We start from the raw sequence: 13166 nt of genomic DNA on the forward strand, positions 1-13166 counted from the left end.
AGACCCCGTATCAGCATGGACCCCGATCGACGGGGCGACCAGGACCGCGAGGATTACGCCGCGACGGTCATCGGTCTGTACGCCGAGCTTTGGCTGCTCGCCCAGACCGATGAGCAGCGCGTGATCCTCGACCGCGAGATGCACCGATTCCGCGACGGCTATTACCAGCGGGTGATCGCGTTCCACGCCAGCTACTCGCGGGTGGTTTCGTCTTTCATCGCCGGCCCGTCGAACTTCCCCGTCGAGCGTATGCGGAAGCGCGGGGACGCGGCCCACAACAGGCTCAACGAGCTGATCGACTACCGCAAGAAGGCCGCCGAGGCGGTCCGCAGGAAGGTGCTGGCCGCCCGGCCGGTGGAGGCCGTGGACGCCGAGGAGTGGGGCCGGCTGCAGCGGGACGTCCGCCGGTCCCTGGCGACGATCGCGGGGATCGACGACGGTACGGAACGTGGGTACGACCGCTCGGCGTTCGCGAACTCGATCGCGGGCAAGGTCGAACGCCTCGCGAAGGCCGGGGAGGTCCGCCTGGTGGAGCGTGCCGTCGAGCTGGTCCAGGCCTGGCAGGAGGAGAGGGCCAAGCCCGCGTTCACGCCGCGGCACAAGTTCTGGACTTTCCCCGCGCTGGCCGGGATCGTCGCCGCCGTCCAGGCCAACGCGCCGGCCGGCGAGCCCGAGACGGTGGGGGCGGTCGAAGCCCTGCGGATCCTCGCGAACCCGCTCGTCGACCGCGTCCAGATCGTGTCCGACGGGATCCCCCCGGCCGACCTACGGGCGCGGCTGAAGGCGGAAGGCTGGAACTGGTCCCGCCGCGAGGGGGCCTGGCAGCGGAAGCTCACCGACGCGGTCAGGGCCCCGACGCTGCGGCTCACCGGCGCCGGGAAAGAAACAGCCGGCGTCTGACGCGATGGACCGATCCCGGAATGCGAGCCTCGCGGTTCGTCGTCAGGCGGCGGCGCTTGCCTCGATCGACCGAGACAACGCTCTGATCGAGGAGGCCCGCCGGTCGAGGCCGAAGTCGAGGCGTGTAAGCTCCCGAATGGCCCCCTCGTCGAAGTCGGGGAACATCGAGGCCTCGCGGCTCTCGGAAAGCGAGAGAAGCTCGGCGGGCGGATGAGGTTCGCGGGCGTGTGTGCGCCGCCGGCGGGAAGCGACCGATCGTCGGGAACTTTAACCCATTGCCGCGACGGAGGCAGGGGTACGGACCATGATACTCCCACGGCGGATCGCGCCCGTCGGCTTCGGCCGTCCGGCCGTCCAGGGAGACGAGGAAGGCAGGACGTATCGACCTCGAAGGCGGTCGGCCCACTCCGAGCCACTGCTCTCCTCGTGCCCGCATCGGTTGATCCAATTCAGGAGGAGGGCCGAGATCGCCCACAGGACGATATTCGTCATCAAGAGCCAGGCCATTTTCAAACCTCTGCATAGAGGTCTTCATTCCGCCCGCATCCGACGCGGGCGTGTTTCATTAAGCATACGCACTCATGCAGGATTGGTGACTCGGGGCATCACGAGTTGTCGAAATTATCCGTCGCGACGCCGTGCGCATCACCGAGGCTTCTTCCAACGCCCCAGGAGGATGTACACGGCCGCCCACCAGCCGAGCGAGGCCAAGATCCTGATTTGGACCGTCATGCGCCCCTGATTCCCTGGGATCATTCCCCGCCTCTTGAGGAAATCTAAGGCCTGACCGGACGTGGAGGAACCAGGATGCTCTCGAATCGACGTCCGCGTCGCGATCAGGCGGCGTCTTGGTTCGCGAGGCGGGGGAGTTCGGTCGCGACTTCAAACATGACGCCCAAACGTTCCTCGCTCTGGCTCGAAACGCTGAGCACCGACAGGACGAGCGCGACCGAGCACAGATAGAGGGCGACCAGTATCGTGACCATCGATTTCATCCTAGGTGAGTGGTTGGTCCCACAAACAACCTAAGATGCGAGCTAAGGTGAGTGTCTTAAAAATTTCTCACGAGGAAGTGGTCGAGCTCAACCGCCTCGCGAACACGTGCGCGGCCGACGCTTCAAAGGATGACTCTGGACCCGCCGACGACCTGAAAGATCTGACCCGACTCCCTGAGCCGAAGGTGGCTTCGGCGACCCAATGAAACTCCCGCTGCGCATCGTGCCGAACGCCCTCGGCGGGCTGGCCGACGTGAAAGACTCCGAGGATGACAACGTCGCGTTCTGCGTCGACCCGGCCGAGGCGGCGCGGCTCGTGGGGTTCGCCAACGGCCGTGACTCGCTCCTGGCCGCGCTGAGGGAGGCCGCAGCCGACGTCGCCGAGCTGCGGCGGCACCTGCGGAAGTTCGCCCAGACGACCGAGTGGCACGACGAGCGGCCCAGGCTGATGAGAGACCCGAACGACCCTATCGAGGAACGAGACCGATGAGCCAGAAGCGATACCGCCGAAAGCCGACCCTTCACGTCGAGATGGGCCGGGAGTTCATGAGCGGCGAGCCGTTCGTCCACGTCATGACCGAGGGGAGTCGGCGGGCACGAGCCATCCCCTGGGAAGAGTTTCAGCGGGACTTCGACGAGGTGCGCGACGATCCGACCGGTCCGGAATCCGAGTCCCGGTCGGGCTTCGAACTGCTGAACGGGCCTGATCGTAAGCCGAAAACAGCCGAGGACGGCCTGACGATCCACGAGGCGGGGGCGCTCGCGGGGTTCGAGATTCTGCTGAAGGCCGTGACCGCGAACGGACCTGATGACATGATCCTCGTCCAACGCCGCACGGCGGGGCATGGGTAGCGGTCGTTAAGCGTTGCGTCCGCCCGACTCGTGCTTTCCGCTGTCGGAAAGCTTCGCAGCCAGCAGTTCCGCTCAGAAGCAGTCCGCTCAGAGGCGGCCGGGCGAAACCGCCGGGGGGAGTGGATCGCGGCGTGTTACCTCAAGTACGACCTCAAAGGGTTCGACCTCGCTTGCTGCACTTCGGAAGGCACCGGCGTCGGAGATTCGCAAGTCGGCGTGCGACCCAGCGGCGTGAATGGCTACGGGCAGACATTGTTCATCCCGACGAACGAATGGGACGACGCCCGTCGACGTTGGATCGAGGACGGCAGGCCGACGAACCGACCGTGTCGCTTTCCCGCTACGGAATCGCTACGGAAATCGACGCTGTACGGAGATCCGTAGTCGGGGCGGGCGATTGGCTGTAAAACGAGGAAGGCGAACGACCTGGAGAGTCGGCCGCCTGCGTGGGGCCTGAGACGGCGTGCCTCGTGGCTTCGGCCGTCGTTCGGAGGAGTCTCGCCCCGCAAGGCCGTACGATTCACGGCTTGCGGAGGAAATGCGGAATGGGCGATACAGGATTCGAACCTGTGACCTCATGCGTGTCGAGCATGCGCTCTAGCCAACTGAGCTAATCGCCCGGGATTCTGGCTTGGGGCTGATCGCCCCGGGAGCCCTAATATAGGGATCGGCGAGCCGGGGGTCAAGGGGGTGGCGGGGGGACGTCGCGAAATCGTCCCCCGGGGCTTGGTGGGGGCGGATCAGGACTCGAGGATCTCGGCGGCCTTCTTGTCGGCGAGGTCGTTGACCTTGCCCTCGAACTTCTTGGTGAGGCCCTGGATCTCGTCCTTGCAGGTGGTGACGTCGTCCTCGGTGAGGATCTTGTCGGCCTGCTCCTGGTCGGCCTGCTTGTTGGCGTCGCGGCGGATGTTGCGGATGGAGACGCGGGCCTCCTCGGCGAGGTCCTTGACGCGGCCGACGAGCTTCTTGCGGTTCTCGACCGAGAGGGGCGGGATGTTCAGGCGGACGGCCTTGCCGTCGGAGTTGGGCGTCAGGCCCAGGTCGCTGGCCTGGATCGCCTTCACGATGTCACCGACGACCGAGGGGTCGAACGGGCGGATGAGGATCTGCTGGGGCTCGGGCGTGCTCAGGTTCGCCAGCTGCTTGAGCGGCGTGGACGAGCCGTAGTAGTCGACCCGGACCGATTCCACGAGGCCGACGTTGGCCCGCCCGGTGCGGATGCCGCGGAGCTGGTCGGTCAGCAGGGTGACGCTCTTCTCCATCCGATCTTCGGCTTCGAGGGCGATTTCTTCGATGCTCATCGGGTCGGCTCCCAGGATCGGCGTCGGTCGCGTTGGGTTGGATCGGGTCGAGGCGGCGGGGATCGGTCGGGATCGGGCGCGGGGGCGAGTCGCGGGCCTCAGGCCGAGGCGGCGCCGGCGCGGGGGCGGGGCCCGGGGCCGACCCAGGTGCCGAGCGGCTCGCCGCAGACGGCGCGCTCGATGTTCCCTTCCTTCTTGAAGTTGAACACGAGGATCGGCAGGCGGTTCTCCATGCACATGCCGATGGCGGTCATGTCCATGACCTTCAGCTCGTCGCGGAGCACCTGGTCGTAGGAGAGCGACTCGTAGAGCAGGGCGTGGGGGTTCTTCTCGGGGTCGGCCGAGTAGACGCCGTCGACCCGGGTGGCCTTGAGCAGGACGTCGACCCCCAGCTCCTTGCCGCGGAGGGCGGCGGCGGTGTCCGTCGTGACGAACGGGCTGCCGGTCCCGGTGGCGAGGATGATGACCCGGCCCTTGCTCAGGTGGGAGAGCGCCCGGCGGCGGATGAACGGCTCGGCGATCTCGTCCATGCGGATGGTGGTCTGGAGGCGGGTCTCGCAGCCCATGCTCTCCAAAGCGTCCTGCAGGGCGAGGCCGTTGATGACGGTGGCGGTCATGCCCATGTAGTGGGCGGTGGCCTCCTTGATGACGTCGGACCCCCGGCTGAGCTGGGCGCCGCGGAGGATGTTGCCGCCGCCGACGACCACGGCGATCTCGACGCCGAGCGAGGCGACCCGCGTGACCTGGCGCGCGATCCGGCTGACCTCCTCGACGCTGATCCCCCCCTCGCCGGGGCGGCAGAAGCTCTCGCCCGAGAGCTTCAGGAGGATGCGGCGGAAGGCGGGCTTCTCGGTCGAGACGGGGGAGTCCATGTCCTTATCCTTCGTTGCGGTGCGGAGCGACGGGTCCGTCCGGCCTCGGTGCGGGGGGAAGGGCGGGGGGGACGCGCCGGACGCCGGGGCCGAGGGCGTCCGGCGCGTCGATCTCAGGTCGGCTTCGTTCGGGCGTCGACTCAGTGGGCCTCGCCGACGATGAAGCGGGCGAAGCGGGCGACGGAGATGTTCTCGCCGACGCGGGCGTTGACGGCCATGATGACGTCCTTGACGCTCTTCGAGTCGTCGCGGATGAACGGCTGGTCCATCAGGACCGACTCGGCGTACCAGGCGTCGAGCTTGCCGACGGCGATCTTCTCCTGGATGGCCTCGGGCTTGTCGCCCACCTGGCTCATGAAGATCCGCTTCTGCTCGGCCACGGCCTCTTCGGGCACGTCCTCGCGACGGACATACTTCGGGTTGACGGCCATGACGTGCAGGGCCAGGTCCTTGGCGAGCTGCTTGAACTCGTCGTTGCGGGCGACGAAGTCGGTCTCGCAATTCAGCTCCACCAGGACGCCGGACTTGGAGTCGTGGTGGATGTAAGCCTCGACGCGGCCGGCGGTGGCGGCGCGTCCGGCGCGAAGCTCGGCCTGCTTGAGCCCGCGCTCCTTGGCCAGGGTCTCGGCCTTGGCCAGGTCGCCGTCGGCCTCGGTCAGGAGCTTCTTGCACTCCATCAGGCCCAGCCCGGTCTTCTTGCGGAACTCGTTGACAGCCTGAGCCGTGATCGCGGCCATCGGGGACTCTCCTCTTTCGTCGTTCGGTCGTCTTCGTGTCTTCGGCGGATGGGGGCGGTGGGGGTCGCGCGTCCGATCGAACCCGGTCGCGACGGCCGGCCGGCCCGTCGGGGGTCGGCCCGCCGAGCGGGGGGGGATTTTTCACGACGGCGCGGGCCCGGCCGCCGTCGGGGGACGGCGGCCGGGCGATGGTCGCGGGGCGGGCCCTCGCGGGGCGAGGGTCAGGCGCCCTCGGGGGCCTGCTCGGGAGCCGGGGCGTCGGCCTGCGGCTCGGCCGGGGCCGGAGCGGCCTCGGGGGCCGACTCGACGGGGGCCGGGGTCGACTCGACGGTCGGCTCGGCGGCGGGGGCCGACTCGGCCACGGGGGCGGCTTCGGCCACGGGGGCCGGGGCCGGCGTGGGGGCGGGGACGGGAGCCTGGCCGGGTCCGGCCGGGGGACGGGGGCCGCCGCCCATGCGGAGGCCGTCGCGCGGGCCGCCGGGGCCGCGACGGTCGCCGCCGCGTCCGCCCCGGTCGCGATCGCGACGGTCGCGGGGGCCGCTGCGGGCGTCGCGCTCGTCCTCGGCCGACGGCGGCGGCAGGTCGGGGGCCGTGGCCTTGCCCTCGATGATCGCGTCGGTCAGCCGCTTGATCAGCAGCTCGATCGAACGCATGCTGTCGTCGTTGGCCGGGACCGGCAGGTCGACCATGTCGGGGTCGCAGTCCGTGTCCAAAAGCGCCACGACCTTGACGCCCAGCTTGCGGGCCTCGGCGACCGCGATGTGCTCGCGGCGCGGGTCGACCACCAGCAGGGCCTCGGGCAGCCGCGTCATGTTGCGGATGCCGCTCAGGTTGCGCTCGATCTTCTTGCGCTCGCGGGTGAGCGTCGAGATCATCTTCTTGGAGTAGCTCGCGGCCTGCTCGCCGTCGAGGATCGTCTCCAGCTCCTCGAGACGCTCCAGCCGGCTGCGGATCGTCCGGAAGTTGGTCAGCGTGCCGCCCAGCCAGCGCTCGGTGACGTAGGGCATGCCGCTGCGGGTGCATTCCTCGACGAGCGTCTCGGAGGCCTGCCGCTTCGTCCCCACGAACAGGATCAGCCCGTTCTGCGAGGCGATCTTGTTGAAGTACTTGGTGGCGCGAAGCAGCCCGCGCACCGTCTCCTTCAAGTCGATGATGTGGATCAGGTTGCGCTTGCCGTAGATGTACGGCTTCATCTTCGGGTTCCAGCGGCTGGCCCGATGGCCGAAGTGCACGCCGGCGTCGATCAGATCTTTGACGACCAGGGACACGAATTCCACCTCTCTTGACGACGATTTCGATCCAGCCGCGATCCCCGGAGCGTCGCGCCCAGGGCGGCCTTGCGAGGGTCGAACGGAACGAAGGTTTACCACAAATCCAAGGAAGGCAGTGACCTGCGCGAAGCTTGAACGCCCAGGGTCGCACGTCGACCTCGGATCGAGGTCGCAACCACAAAGGCCCGGCGTGGACTTCGCGCACCGCCCGCGCATCGCCCCTTGCTTAAGGGGAGACTCAGTTTATCGCCTCGACCCCTCGTCGTCAAATGGCCCACGCCGACGGGGCGGCCCGTCCGATGGCCTGTGTCAGACTTCGGCCCTGCCCGCGCGACCCCGCGTCTCCATCTCGTCGATGCGTCCCATGATGAAGGTGGGGCGTTCCCGTTCGGCCGTCACAGCGGGGGGGGGACTCGGTCTGGAGGCTCACGTCGGGGAGGTTCCATCTCATGTTCGATGCGACTACGAGATGTCGAGTTCGCGCCGAACGAAGCCAATTCTGGAGACGCGGCGTTCGCGTTAGGCGATCGGGGGAAACATGTTACATCCGATGGCTTCGTTTTGCTGGCGGGCGAACGGACCCAATTCCGTGCGCCGGCACCCCCCCGCGTCTGTGAGGAGTGGGAGTCGCGAAAAGCGCGCGAACGAAGCCAATTTCAACCGAGCCTCTGGGCGTTGCAAAGTCCTGGCGCGTCACGGAATACGTCCAACCATGCCTGCTCGCCATGAGACGAACGAACCCAAATCGAAGCCAATCCCGCCGATCGGCGGCTCAATAGACGCCGAACAGCGGCCTGCCGGGGGCGGCGAGGCGATCGACGCGGCGTTCGGTCTCGGGATCGTCGATCAGGGGGGGGGCGTGATGGGGCTTGATCCGGGCGTCGATGACCAGGGGGCCGGTGCATCCCCAGTGCTTGTCGCGGGTGAAGGCCCCGAGGCCGTGGACGTCGGCGGCCGGGTTGGAGCGGGTGAACACGACCCAGAGGAAGTTGTTGAGGGTCCGGGCGGTGAACTCGGCGTCGTCCACGACCACGATCAGCGGGAAGGCCCGGATCGGGTCGTCGGGGCCGAACGAGTCGGCGAACGCCTCGATCCGCGTCGCGTCCGGGTCGAACTTCGGGCCGGCGACGGCCAGGATCCCGGGACGCACCAGGCGGAGGTCGCGGAACCCTTCGGGCAGGCCAAGCCCCGGGGGAAGCTCGCGGGGAAGCTCCCGACGCTTGGGGCCGGCGGCGGCCATGACGACCTTCGACCCCTGGTTCAGGCCGTGGCCGGAATAGTCCAGGGTGTCCATGGTGGTCTGGGTCTGGAAGTGGAGGTCGGTCCGCCAGTCGATCCGTTCGAGGAGGTGGCCGAGGAACGCGCCGATGTCGTGGATGTCCAGCCCCGGGTCGTCCTCGCGGGCGACGATCAGCAGGTACTTGGCCAGCGAGAGCTGGCCCTGGCCCAGAACGGCGTTGGCGACCGTGAGGATCTCCTGGGGCCGGCGGACCTCGGCGTAGGGGACGTATCGCTCGCTCGCGATCGCCAGCAAGAGCGGGTGGACGCCGGCCGCGTCGACGGCGTGGACCGCGTGCAGGCCGGGGATCACGGTCGGGATCAAAGGGCCGGTCAGGTCGTGGATCAGCTCGCCGAACGAGGTGTCCTCCTGCGGGGGCCGGCCGACCGAGGTGAAGGGCCAGATCGCCCCCTCGCGATGGTAGACCCGATCGACCCGGAGGAAAGGGAAGTCGTGGGCGAGGCTGTAGTAGCCGAGGTGGTCGCCGAAGGGCCCCTCCGGCTTTCGGGCGTCCGGGTCGACGACGCCCGAGATGACGAAATCGGCCTCGGCGGGCATCGCCAGGCGTCCTTCGGGGGCGACCATCGTTACGCGACGACCGCCGAGCGCCCCGGCGAAGGCCAGTTCCGGGAGCCCTTCCGGAAGGGGCATCACGGCGGCGACCGTCAGCGCGGGGGGGCCGCCGACCACGACGTTGACCCGCAGGGGCTCGCCCCGCCGGATCGCCGCCGCGTGATGGACGCCGATCCCCCGGTGGATCTGGTAGTGCAGGCCGACCTCCCGGTCCCGCTCGTAGGAGTTGCCGGCGATCTGGACCCGGTACATCCCCAGGTTCGACTTCGCCAGGCCGGGCCGGTCGGGGTCCTCGCTGTAGACCAGCGGCAGGGTCACGAACGGCCCGCCGTCGTCCGGCCAGGACTGCAAGGCGGGGAGCTGGGACAGGGTCGTCTGGTGGGCCAGGATCGGGCCCCGGCGGACCTTGCGGGGGAGGAGCCGGAGGGCTGTCAGGGGAAGCCCGCGATACCGCCAGGGGCGCTTCATCGCGACCGAGGGGTCGACCTTCAGCTCGACGAGGCGGCGGACCGATTCGAGGGTGTCGCGGAACAGGAACCGGGCCCGCTCGATGGTCCCGAACAGGTTGCCGACCATGGGGAACGGCGTCCCCTTGACCCTGCTGAACAGGATCGCCGGCCCCCCCGCCTGGTACACCCGGCGCTGGATCGCGGCCACTTCCAGGTGCGGGTCGACCTCCTCGTCGACGACGATGAGCTGCCCGGTGTTGCGGAGATCCTGGACGCATTCGGCGAGCGAGCGGTAGCCCATCCGGGCGGTTCCTCGGGGGTGTCAAGGTGGGGCGGAAGGCGGCCAAGTAACCATACGGTCGAGAGGCCCGTTCGTCGACCGCCGAGGCTTCCGGGTTGACCACCCCGGCCGCCGGGCCGGACAATTTCGGGCGCCGAGATCCCAGAAGCCGACGCAGCGGAGATGCAGGACGATGACCCGACCGCCGATCGACCTCAGGTCCGACACCGTGACCCGGCCGACCCTCGCCATGCGGCGAGCCATGGCCGAGGCCGAGGTCGGCGACGACGTGTACGGCGAGGACCCGACCGTCCTGGCCCTGGAGGCCCGGACCGCCGAGTTGCTGGGGAAGGAGGCGGCGGTCTTCACACCCTCGGGCACGATGGCCAACCAGGTCGCGATCGGAGTCCACACCCGGCCCGGCGACGAACTGATCTGCTCGTCCACGTCCCACGTCTACCTGTGGGAGGCCGGCGGGATCGCCCGGCACTGGGGCGTCACCGCGCGGACGTTCCCCGGCGAGTTCGGCCTCCTGGGCCTCGCCGAGATCGCGGACGCGGTTCGGCCCGACGACCCGCACATGGTCCGCACCCGGCTCGTCGCGCTGGAGAACACCCACAACCGGGGCGGCGGCCAGGTTCACCCGATCGAGGGCGTGCGGGCGATCGCGAAATGGGCCCGGGAGGAGAAGTTGGCGATGCACCTCGACGGTGCCCGGCTGATGAACGCCGTGGTCGCCTCGGGCGTCCCGGCCGCCGAGTGGGCTCGCTGGTTCGACACTGTGGCGATCTGCTTCTCGAAGGGGCTCGGCGCGCCCGTGGGCTCGGCCCTGGCCGGCTCGGCCGAGGCGATGCGGGAGGCGCGGAAGCTCCGCAAGCTCCTGGGCGGCGGGATGCGCCAGGCGGGGATTCTCGCGGCGGGGGCGCTCTTCGCGCTCGACCGCCACGTCGACCGGCTGGCCGAGGACCACGCCCACGCCCGGCTTTTGGCCGAGGCTTTCGAGGACGTGGAGGGCCTGACGCTCGAATCGGGGCCCGTCGAGACCAACCTGGTCTGGGTGGCCGTCGACCCCGACCTGGGGACGGCGGCGGAGATCGCGGCGCACCTGCGGTCCCACGGCGTCCTGGTGGCCGCCCTGGGCGAGCAGACGCTCCGGGCCTGCACCCACCTGGACGTCTCCCGCGCCGACGTCGACCGGGCTTCGGCGATCATCCGCGAGATCACGCCCGAGGCCCTCGCGGTGGAAACCGTCGTCTACTGAGCCTCGGGACGAAGTGCCCGGAACGAAGAAAGGCCGAGGCACCCCAGAAGTTTCCGGAGCGCCTCGGCCCATGGCGAGTCCGAGTGGATCTCAGGCCGTGATCACTGCTCGTAGGTCACGACGGCCGCTTGCTGGGGAACCTGGACCTGGATCGGGATCGAACCGTTTTCGGTCTCGGTCGCCGCGACGACCGCCTGCGACTGAGGATCGTTCGCCTGCATGGCGACCGGCGGCGCGGGCATCGGCTCGTTGGTCCGCACGAGGTTGACGCGGACCCAGCCCGAGGGGTCGACCGACGAGACCGACTGGATGGCCAGCCCCGGGATGCGGACGTTGTCGAGGTTGGCGTCGATCGGCTGGGTGCGGATCCGGCCGAGCAGGGCGGTGATGACCAGGGCCCCGCTGAACCGGTTCAGGGGCTGGGCCTGATCCTCGCTGTCGCGGATCGTCACGACCTGGGCGGTCGGCGGCACGGTGATGTCCTCGATCTTGGCTCCGAGGTGGTAGGACGAGGCGGAGCGGGGCTCGACCTTGTAGGAAAGCGCGATCTCGGCCTGGGGCAGCTTGATGCGCAGGACCTTGGCCCCGGCCCCGACGGCCCTCCCCGCCTGGGACGACGGGTCGGGGGCCGGGACGTCCAGTTCGAGGTCCTTGACGATGGCGACGAGGAACCCGCGAGCGTCGGCGGCGAACTCGGGCGGCTGAGAGGGTCGGCGGATCCGCAGGGCCTGGACCTTGGGATTGTTCGCCTTCTGGGCCTCTTCGACTGCCTTGAGATACGTCGGGAAGTTGACGTTCCGGGTCACCGTGACCGCCTGAGCCGGCGGGGTGCCGGGGGGGACGTCATGGGTGACGATCATGAGGTTCTCGACCGCCTGCACGTCCGGGCGGAGGAACAGGGCGTCGGCCGCGCTGGTCAGGACCGATCCGACATGGAGGTCGGCGGTGAGGCCGGCGTCGGGGACGGCCAGGCGGGCGGGCTGCGGGGCGTCGGCCCCGCGCTGGGCCGCGCCGGTGCGGGACTGGAAGAGCCCGCCGACGTAGACCGCCTCGGGCCGCGACCGCATGGACAGTCCCGAGACCAGGAACTCCTGGATGGCCAGGAGGTTGTTGCCGATCAGGAACTGCTGGATCTGGGCGTTGCGCTGGGCGGTCTCGCCGGCGATCCGCTCCAGCGCCTCTTCCTGGGCCTCCTGGGGGATCCGCTGCTGGAACTCCTTGACGGCGTTCTGGTAGACCTCGTTGTTGATCCGGTCCTGGTTGTAGCCGACCAGGCCGGCGACGGCCCGCATCAGCCCGCCGCCGGGCTGCGGCGTCGAGCAGATCTGGGCGTTGACGTTGTGCGAGGCGACCGGGGTGAGCGACAGGCCGGAGGTGCTGATCAGGGCGTAGATCGTCTGCTCGGCCCAGTCGAGGGAGGTCGCGGAGAACTGATACATCTTAGCGGCGCGACGGCCCTGGTCGTCGGAGGCGACCTGCTGCTGGAAGTCGTGGATGGGCGTCGTGCTCTGAAGCATCTGCTTGTTGTAGAACAGGATGCCGTCGTCGCTGGGGAGCAGCCCGAAGCCCGTCTTGGGGCCGGCCGTGACCTGGGACCAGTAGCCCTTGCGGTAGACCGGGCCGGTCGTGATCAGCGGGGCGTCGAAGAGGGGCTGGACGATCGACAGGTCGGCCGTGATGTCCAGGTTCGGCTGGTTGAACAGGCCGTTCACCGCAGCCTGGAGGTCGGCCGAGGGCTGCCACGGCTGGGTGGCGTTCCGCTGGCTCAGCTCGCCGAGGGCCTTATGGATCTCCTTCAGGCCCTCCTGACGCTGGGTGACGGTCGAGGCCGCGTGGTACTTCGAGAGCGCCTGTCCCAGATCCTGGCCGACGAACTCGGCCCAGCGCCGGCGGTTGGCCTGCACGGCGGCGTCGTCGGTCGGCGGCAGGCCGCGGAGGCGGTCATTGAGCCGGCGTTCGGCCCAGGCGAGTTGCACGCGGGGGCGGAGCCAGGCCCGGAGCTCCTCGCGGATGACCTGGGCGGGCTGCCAGGGGACCGGCGCCAGGGCGGCCGACATCTGATAGAGCTGCCCCAGGGGCGCCAGGCGGTCTTCGGGGCTCTGGGCGTCGGTGTAGGCCTTGAGCTGGCCCAGCATGGCCTGGAAGAAAGCCCCCCAGCCGGGGGCGTTGGGATCGCTGGGGACGTCGGTACGGGCCCAGGCCTCGTTGACGTCCCGGATCGCCTTCTCGACGTTGGCGTAGGTGGAGGGCGCCGGTGCGGCCGTCGCGTGCGGCGGCCCGAACAGGCCCAGGGCGACGGCGGAGGCCGCCAGGATCGCTCTCGACACGACTCGTTGCATTACTTCGCTCCCAGGGTGGTGTTGCGTCCTCCGGCGAGAAGCCTATCAGACGCTTTA

The 13166-nt window shown here is 69.1% G+C and carries 11 protein-coding genes and 1 tRNA gene; 4 read left to right on the forward strand and 8 right to left on the reverse strand.

Translation table 11 applies throughout. The annotated features are described in order from the left end of the window. A partial coding sequence (locus tag G6O68_RS16915) for a hypothetical protein (RefSeq protein ID WP_206108116.1) occupies positions 1–900 on the forward strand: 900 nt, incomplete at its 5' end. Between the two features lie 836 nt (positions 901–1736). On the opposite strand, the gene G6O68_RS16920 is transcribed toward G6O68_RS16915, so the two are convergent. Further along, a complete protein-coding gene (locus G6O68_RS16920) occupies positions 1737–1886 on the reverse strand; it encodes a hypothetical protein (protein WP_165249816.1) in 150 nt (49 codons plus the stop codon). Positions 1887–2097: 211 nt separating this feature from the next. On the opposite strand from G6O68_RS16920, the gene G6O68_RS16925 reads away from it, so the two are divergent. Continuing rightward, positions 2098–2385, forward strand: a complete 288-nt coding sequence (locus G6O68_RS16925; RefSeq protein ID WP_165249817.1) for a hypothetical protein — start codon at positions 2098–2100, stop codon at positions 2383–2385. Next, positions 2382–2747: a hypothetical protein gene (locus G6O68_RS16930; protein WP_165249818.1), complete on the forward strand. Its 366-nt coding sequence runs from the start codon at positions 2382–2384 to the stop codon at positions 2745–2747. Before G6O68_RS16925 ends, G6O68_RS16930 begins: the two co-directional genes overlap by 4 nt. A gap of 546 nt (positions 2748–3293) precedes the next feature. Here G6O68_RS16930 and G6O68_RS16935 read toward each other — a convergent pair. The 6 genes from G6O68_RS16935 to G6O68_RS16960 form a co-directional block, all read right to left on the reverse strand. Further along, positions 3294–3367 (reverse strand) — tRNA-Val (locus tag G6O68_RS16935). 120 nt (positions 3368–3487) lie between these two features. Then, positions 3488–4048 (reverse strand): ribosome recycling factor, encoded by a 561-nt coding sequence (gene frr / locus G6O68_RS16940; protein WP_165249819.1) that lies wholly within the window; start codon positions 4046–4048, stop codon positions 3488–3490. Between the two features lie 98 nt (positions 4049–4146). Next, positions 4147–4920 (reverse strand): UMP kinase, encoded by a 774-nt coding sequence (gene pyrH / locus G6O68_RS16945; RefSeq protein ID WP_165249820.1) that lies wholly within the window; start codon positions 4918–4920, stop codon positions 4147–4149. 140 nt (positions 4921–5060) lie between these two features. Then, on the reverse strand, positions 5061–5657 hold the full coding sequence (locus G6O68_RS16950) for a translation elongation factor Ts (protein WP_165249821.1): 597 nt from the start codon (positions 5655–5657) through the stop codon (positions 5061–5063). A gap of 221 nt (positions 5658–5878) precedes the next feature. Next, positions 5879–6925: a 30S ribosomal protein S2 gene (gene rpsB, locus G6O68_RS16955; RefSeq protein WP_240911351.1), complete on the reverse strand. Its 1047-nt coding sequence runs from the start codon at positions 6923–6925 to the stop codon at positions 5879–5881. A 775-nt stretch (positions 6926–7700) separates the two neighbouring features. Next, positions 7701–9530, reverse strand: a complete 1830-nt coding sequence (locus G6O68_RS16960; RefSeq protein WP_165249823.1) for a UbiD family decarboxylase — start codon at positions 9528–9530, stop codon at positions 7701–7703. 172 nt (positions 9531–9702) lie between these two features. On the opposite strand from G6O68_RS16960, the gene ltaE reads away from it, so the two are divergent. Continuing rightward, on the forward strand, positions 9703–10770 hold the full coding sequence (gene ltaE, locus G6O68_RS16965; RefSeq protein WP_165249824.1) for a low-specificity L-threonine aldolase: 1068 nt from the start codon (positions 9703–9705) through the stop codon (positions 10768–10770). A gap of 101 nt (positions 10771–10871) precedes the next feature. Here ltaE and G6O68_RS16970 read toward each other — a convergent pair whose 3' ends face one another. After that, positions 10872–13109, reverse strand: a complete 2238-nt coding sequence (locus G6O68_RS16970; RefSeq protein WP_165249825.1) for a hypothetical protein — start codon at positions 13107–13109, stop codon at positions 10872–10874. Positions 13110–13166 lie beyond the last annotated feature (57 nt).

The organism is Paludisphaera soli, assembly GCF_011064595.1.
GTDB classification, from domain to species: Bacteria; Planctomycetota; Planctomycetia; order Isosphaerales; family Isosphaeraceae; genus Paludisphaera; species Paludisphaera soli.

Excerpts from the sequence above, each read along its gene's own strand:
- ltaE (WP_165249824.1), top strand. The coding sequence starts at position 9,703 with ATGACCCGACCGCCGATCGACCTCAGGTCCGACACCGTGACCCGGCCG.
- G6O68_RS16950 (WP_165249821.1), bottom strand. The coding sequence starts at position 5,657 with ATGGCCGCGATCACGGCTCAGGCTGTCAACGAGTTCCGCAAGAAGACC.
- pyrH (WP_165249820.1), bottom strand. The coding sequence starts at position 4,920 with ATGGACTCCCCCGTCTCGACCGAGAAGCCCGCCTTCCGCCGCATCCTC.
- frr (WP_165249819.1), bottom strand. The coding sequence starts at position 4,048 with ATGAGCATCGAAGAAATCGCCCTCGAAGCCGAAGATCGGATGGAGAAG.
- G6O68_RS16925 (WP_165249817.1), top strand. The coding sequence starts at position 2,098 with ATGAAACTCCCGCTGCGCATCGTGCCGAACGCCCTCGGCGGGCTGGCC.
- G6O68_RS16970 (WP_165249825.1), bottom strand. The coding sequence starts at position 13,109 with ATGCAACGAGTCGTGTCGAGAGCGATCCTGGCGGCCTCCGCCGTCGCC.
- G6O68_RS16960 (WP_165249823.1), bottom strand. The coding sequence starts at position 9,530 with ATGGGCTACCGCTCGCTCGCCGAATGCGTCCAGGATCTCCGCAACACC.
- G6O68_RS16920 (WP_165249816.1), bottom strand. The coding sequence starts at position 1,886 with ATGGTCACGATACTGGTCGCCCTCTATCTGTGCTCGGTCGCGCTCGTC.
- G6O68_RS16930 (WP_165249818.1), top strand. The coding sequence starts at position 2,382 with ATGAGCCAGAAGCGATACCGCCGAAAGCCGACCCTTCACGTCGAGATG.